Here is a 4,503-nt window from a genome sequence, read left to right as displayed (position 1 = left end):
GGCCGTCATCGTCGTGAAGCCGGCCCCCGCGCCCGCTGCCGCCGCACCGGCACCCACCACCGAAGCAGCGCGGACCGTCGCTCTGCACGCGGAGGACCTCGTCGCTGCCAAGCGCGAGGTGCCGACGGGTGTGGTCAAGGTCCACAAGAAGGTGGTCGTCGACAACGCGTCACTCGATGTCGACGTCTACGAGGAGAAGCTGACCGTCAACCGCACCGAGCTCAACGACGACGTCGTCGATCCGAACTACGCGTTCGAAGAGGGCGTTTTCGAGATCGAGCTGCGCGGTGAAGAGGTCGAGGTCGGCAAGCGTGTGCGCCGTATCGGCCAGGTCGAGTTCGGCAAGGAGCGCCAGACGCGCACCCAGCGCGTCACCGGCCAGACGCGCCGCGAGGAGCTCGAGTTCGACGAGGAGCCCTACGGCGGCTCCGCCACGTAGCGAGACAGCCAAAGCGAAAACCCCGCGTCGTGCTCCGTGACGCGGGGTTTTCGCTGTCTGCGCTAGGTCAGCTCTTGGCCGGCAGCGGGAACATCGCGTCGGTGCCGTCACCGCCGAGCGGCTTGAGGCTCGACAGCAGCGCCAGGTGGATCTCGTTCTTCTTCGACAGCTCGTTCAGGTCGAATGACGTGTAGTTGAACGCCTGGTACGCCCGCACCATGAAGGTGCCGTGAGCGAGGTCGGAGAGGTTGGTCCACGAGGTGTACTCGGTGGAAACCGCGTCCTTGACCATCTGGGTGCCCGGAAGGCCTCCACTTTCCCCCGGATCGGTCGTGACGCCGCGGGGGCGGTCGAAGTTGTCCATGACGCGGGCCAAGTTGTACAGCGCCATCTCGGTGCTCTCGCCCTTCTCGGTGAAGTTGGAGTAATAGAGCGCCTTGATGAAACGGCCCACGGAGGTGTTCGACGACGGGATGGTCGCCGTCGCGATGCCGGAGTCGGGCTGGGACACCTCGAGGTTGCCGAACTTGTTCTTCGAGACATCGACGTTGTTCAGGTGGGTGAAGTTGTCGAGGTTGGTGAGGTGCCATTCAAACTTGGGCCCGTTGGTCATGACGCCCACCGGGTTGTCGTGCAGGGTCAGCTCGCCCTCCAAGAACTCGATCACGAGCGCCTTGCCGGTCTTGTCCCGGGCGATGAAGTGGAATGGGAAGGGCAGGTTGCCGACGAACGGCAGGAGGGTCAGTGAGATTCCGTGGTCGGCGATGCCTTGCTTCACCTCATCGACGTTGGCGAAGTTCGCGAGGGCCCACGAGCCCAGGTCGACGGCGTCGACCATCGCCTTTGTGGTGGCCTTGGCCTCCTCGGCGCCGGCCTTCGTCGGGTAGGCGAGCAGGCTGAAGGACACGCCCGCGGTGTTCATACCCTCGATGACCTTCACGTCGCTGGGGCCCAGCGGGTCGTCGGCGGTCGGCGCACGGTCTGGCGCACCGATCGCGATGAAGGCGTACTTGGCGTCGTACTTGAGCGGCTCGCTGCCGGCGGCATTGGAGGTGAAGGGCGTTCCCACCGGGACGTACGTGACGGCATACACGTCTTCGACGTCGAGTTCGAGTGTCCGGCCGTGATAGACGTTTCCGTCGGTGTCAGCGAGTCCGAGCGTTGTGCACATACAGGTTTCCCCTTTGGCTGGTGAAGCGCGGTCGGCTGAGAAGGGACGAGCCACGCATGACGTGCCGACCGATGGCCATTGGCGACCGCGTCGACGTCTTGAGCCTAGTCGGATCCGGCTGCGATGTATGAGGTGATCTCGGCTTTTAGCGGAGAAGAATGATGAAAAGCGCGTGCGTTATGTGAGACGCGACTTCTGGTGTTGGTGAGAAATTTGTGACAAAAGTGGTGGATGTTGCGGCGCGCCTGCGCGAGATGCGGTCGTAGACGACACATGATGTGCCCATGAAGATGCCTGCCGTACTCAGCCGTTCCCACGCAAACCTGCCTGGCACCACTGGAATCGCCAGGATCGACAAGGACACCAAGCGACTACTCGAACGGGTCGGTCCGGGTGACGTGGTCATCCTCGACCAGACCGACCTCGACCGCACCACCGCCGACGCGCTGGTCAACGCGCAGGTCGAAGCCGTGGTGAACGCCGCCCAGTCCATCTCAGGCCGCTTCCCGAACCTCGGACCCGAGGTGCTCGTCGCATCGGGGATCACCCTGCTCGACGACGTCGGCATCGACGTCTTCAACAAGGTCCGCGAGGGAGTCAAGGTCCGCATCAACGATGACAAGCTCTACATCGGTGAGCGACGGGTCGCACTTGGCGTCGAACTGGTCGAGACCGACATCGCCGACCGCATGATCGAGGCCAAGTCCGGCGTCGTCGACCACCTCGAGGCCTTCTCCGGCAACGCGATCGAATACCTGCGCAGCGAGTCGCCACTGCTGATCGACGGGGTGGGCGTGCCCGAGGTCGATGCCGAACTTGACGGGATGCATGTGGTGGTCGTCGCCGACGGGCCCGATCACGCCGCACAACTCCGCGCGCTCAAGCCCTTCATTCGCGAGTACTCGCCGGTCATGATCGGTGTCGGTGCCGGGGCCGACATCCTGTACAAGGCCGGTCACAAGCCGGCACTCATCGTCGGCGACCCTGACGAGATCTCGCGCGACACCCTGCGCTGCGGCGCTCAACTGGTCCTACCCGCCGACACCGACGGGCACGCCGCCGGGCTCACCCGCATCCAGGATCTCGGCGTCGGGGCGATCACGTTCCCCGCGGCCGGAACGGCCTCCGACCTCGCTCTGCTGCTGGCCGACCACCACGGTGCCGACCTGATCGTGACCGTCGGATACGGCGGCGGCCTCGACGACTTCTTCGACCGCTCGCGCCGCGAGACCAACCCGTCGACGTTCTTGACGCGCCTGAAGGTGGGACCCAAGCTCGTCGACGCGAACGCAGTCGCCTCGCTCTACCGCACGCGCGGATCCGGGGTGGGTATCGCGCTGCTCGTGCTCGCCACCCTCGCCGCGGTGATCGCGACGCTGATGCTCTCCGGCCACGCCGCCGGGGTGGTCGACTACCTCGTCGAGCAATGGCACCACCTCGCGGCCTGGGTAGCCGGGCTCCGGACTTAGTCGGCGGCGATCGGTGATCTCACTGCGCCAGCACGCGATCTCGTTGGTCGCGGTCTTCGCCGCGCTCATTATCGGACTCTTCCTCGGCACGGGGTTCCTCGGCGACAAGGTCAATTCGCTGACCGGGACGAGCCGTGATCGCGTCGGCGACCTCAACGACCAGCTCGACGAGGCGAATGCCGCACGCAACGCGTCGGACAGCTTCGCCCACGCGGTGGCCCCGCGGTTGCTGCAGAACCAACTGAAGGGCCGCAGCGTCGTCGTCATCACCGTTCCCAATTCCTCCGACGACGACGTGACCGCGGTCAAGGAGTCCCTGTCGGCCGCGGGCGCGACGTTCGCCGGGCAACTGGGGCTCACCGAGACGCTGCTGCGCGACCGGGAGGGCGAGAAGCTGCGGTCCATCATCGACCAGTCCATTCCGCCCGGACGCAACTTGCGCCCGGAGCTGACTGATTCGGGTGGTCGTCTCGGCGACCTGCTAGGCCTACTGCTGCAGATCGGTCCGGGGCGCGGCTCGATCCCGGCAACCGAGGTCGATACCTCGCTGCAGTCGCTGCGCGAAGGCGGATTCATCTCATACACCGACCGGGCCCTGACGCCGGGGCAGCTCGGCGTGATCGTGACCGGCGGTGCGTTCCCGGTGGATTCGGGGGCGCAGGGGCAGCTCGTCGGCCGGTTCGCGGGTTCGTTCGCGGCGCGCGGACTCGGCGGCGTTCTCGCCGGCCGCGTGGGATCGGCGAAAGGCGGGTCGCCCATTGCCATCGTGCGTGCCGACCCGTCGCTGAGCAATTCGGTGGCCACCGTGGACAACGTGAACCAACCGATCGGCCGGATTACGACCGTCCTGGCGCTGCGACAGGCGACCCAGGGCAAGCCGGGCGCCTACGGCATCGGTGCCGGTGCGACGGCCATCACGCCGCCCGCGTGACCCGGCGCACCGGTGCGCCGCGTGATGCGCGGAATCCGGCGCCGAGGTGTTACCGTGAAGTCCCGTAGGTAATCGGGGTTTGGATCCCCGAATCAATACCGATCGGGAGAGTCCGCTTGCGACCTTTGCGCCACGGAAGTGCTGGCACCAAACACATCTTCGTCACCGGCGGCGTCGCATCGTCGCTGGGCAAGGGACTGACGGCGTCGAGTCTCGGCCAGCTGCTCACCGCACGTGGCCTGCACGTCACGATGCAGAAGCTCGACCCTTACCTCAACGTTGACCCGGGCACGATGGACCCGTTCCAGCACGGCGAGGTGTTCGTGACCGAGGACGGTGCGGAGACCGACCTCGACGTCGGCCACTACGAGCGCTTTCTCGACGTCAACCTGTCGCAGGCAGCCAACGTGACCACCGGCCAGGTGTATTCGACGGTGATCGCCAAGGAGCGTCGCGGCGAGTACCTGGGGCAGACCGTGCAGGTCATCCCGCA

The 4,503-nt window shown here is 66.0% G+C and carries 4 protein-coding genes and 1 pseudogene; 4 read left to right on the top strand and 1 reads right to left on the bottom strand.

Annotated features, from left to right (window positions below):
• A partial coding sequence (locus tag B4L26_RS13975) for a DUF2382 domain-containing protein (RefSeq protein ID WP_290719630.1) occupies nt 1-439 on the top strand: 439 nt, incomplete at its 5' end.
• 67 nt (nt 440-506) lie between these two features.
• Here B4L26_RS13975 and B4L26_RS13970 read toward each other — a convergent pair.
• Complete coding sequence (locus tag B4L26_RS13970; protein ID WP_290719628.1) at nt 507-1,610, bottom strand: linear amide C-N hydrolase; 1,104 nt, start codon at nt 1,608-1,610, stop codon at nt 507-509.
• A gap of 284 nt (nt 1,611-1,894) precedes the next feature.
• Between B4L26_RS13970 and steA the strand changes: the two genes are divergently transcribed.
• From steA to B4L26_RS13955, 3 genes and pseudogenes are all read left to right on the top strand, one after another.
• Nucleotides 1,895-3,079: a putative cytokinetic ring protein SteA gene (gene steA / locus B4L26_RS13965; RefSeq protein ID WP_290719625.1), complete on the top strand. Its 1,185-nt coding sequence runs from the start codon at nt 1,895-1,897 to the stop codon at nt 3,077-3,079.
• A 13-nt stretch (nt 3,080-3,092) separates the two neighbouring features.
• Nucleotides 3,093-4,010 (top strand): copper transporter, encoded by a 918-nt coding sequence (locus B4L26_RS13960; protein WP_290719623.1) that lies wholly within the window; start codon nt 3,093-3,095, stop codon nt 4,008-4,010.
• Between the two features lie 116 nt (nt 4,011-4,126).
• A pseudogene (locus B4L26_RS13955) lies at nt 4,127-4,503 on the top strand (CTP synthase); the annotation flags it as partial.

Source organism: Gordonia sp. UBA7599, assembly GCA_002477755.1.
Classification (GTDB): domain Bacteria; phylum Actinomycetota; class Actinomycetes; order Mycobacteriales; family Mycobacteriaceae; genus Gordonia.
This window is presented reverse-complemented; position numbering and strand designations above follow the sequence as displayed.

What these genes read in the sequence shown, in the direction of transcription:
- B4L26_RS13970 (WP_290719628.1), bottom strand. Translation starts at nt 1,610, where the DNA reads ATGTGCACAACGCTCGGACTCGCTGACACCGACGGAAACGTCTATCAC.
- steA (WP_290719625.1), top strand. Translation starts at nt 1,895, where the DNA reads ATGAAGATGCCTGCCGTACTCAGCCGTTCCCACGCAAACCTGCCTGGC.